Raw genomic sequence first — 867 nt, 5'->3', positions numbered from 1 at the left:
CCGAACACCTGCGAGAGCACTAGACCCGTGCCCTTGCCCTCCTCCTTGGTCGTGATGAATGGCTAGAAGATCATGATCAGGTCTTCCTCGGTGATCCCAGTTTTTTTTTTTCGGTGATCGCCAAGGCGGTGCAGCGAGCGGTCGACGCCGCGCCGGCAAAGGCGCTCGAGGCGGCCGGCGGGCAGGCCGGTCTCGCCGAGATCGTGTTCCGGAAGCTCAGTCTCGAGGACGGCGCCAACGAGGGCAACACCCTGGCGCCTGTCGTGGCGCGGCTGCCGGCGGCGAACCGGTAAGCCGGGGAGACGCTGACATGCGCCGCTTCGAGCTCGGGCGAGGGCAGGTCGATGCTCGATAGCGCCATGGGCAAGTTGCTGGATCAGGGACTGGTGGGCGTGATGCTCGTCCTGTTCCTGATCGCAATCATCTACCTGCAGAAGCGGCGCGACAGCGATGCGGAGGCTCGACTAAAGGAGAGCAGGGAGACCCTGCTCACCGCGGCCGAGACCAACCGCATCCTGTCCAGCATCAAGGACACGCTCGCGGGCGTCGCCCAGAGCCAGACGTTCCTGACCGCGACGGTGCAGGCGATCGATGCGAACGCGAGGAGCGCGCTCGCCAGCCAGACCGAGAGGGACATGCGCGTCGAGCGCATGATCGAGAACGCCAGCGAAACGATCCGTGAGATCGAAGGAGCAGCCGCGACCAACAGGGGGTTGTTGGAGCGTGGCCTCTCTGCGCTGGAAGCCCGGGGGCGCTAACCGTGGGAGTGCTCCGGGCCATGTGGAACCTGATCTCGCGCCGGTCGCAGGACCGCGCTGCTGAACAAGCTGCGGTGAGCGCCGCGCTTCGCGCCGAGCGGGCCAAGAC

2 protein-coding genes are annotated in these 867 nt (G+C 66.2%); both read left to right on the top strand.

The window, feature by feature from the left end; genetic code table 11:
- Positions 1-113 precede the first annotated feature (113 nt).
- Complete coding sequence (locus VP06_RS33390; protein WP_048454727.1) at positions 114-293, top strand: hypothetical protein; 180 nt, start codon at positions 114-116, stop codon at positions 291-293.
- Positions 294-344: 51 nt separating this feature from the next.
- The gene (locus VP06_RS33385) at positions 345-758 is read left to right on the top strand and encodes a hypothetical protein (RefSeq protein WP_048468131.1); all 414 of its coding nucleotides are present in this window, start codon (positions 345-347) and stop codon (positions 756-758) included.
- The last annotated feature ends 109 nt before the right edge of the window (positions 759-867 follow it).

The sequence above is a fragment of the Methylobacterium aquaticum genome (assembly GCF_001043915.1).
Taxonomy (GTDB): domain Bacteria; phylum Pseudomonadota; class Alphaproteobacteria; order Rhizobiales; family Beijerinckiaceae; genus Methylobacterium; species Methylobacterium aquaticum.
This window is presented reverse-complemented; position numbering and strand designations above follow the sequence as displayed.

Excerpts from the sequence above, each read along its gene's own strand:
- VP06_RS33385 (WP_048468131.1), top strand. The coding sequence starts at position 345 with ATGCTCGATAGCGCCATGGGCAAGTTGCTGGATCAGGGACTGGTGGGC.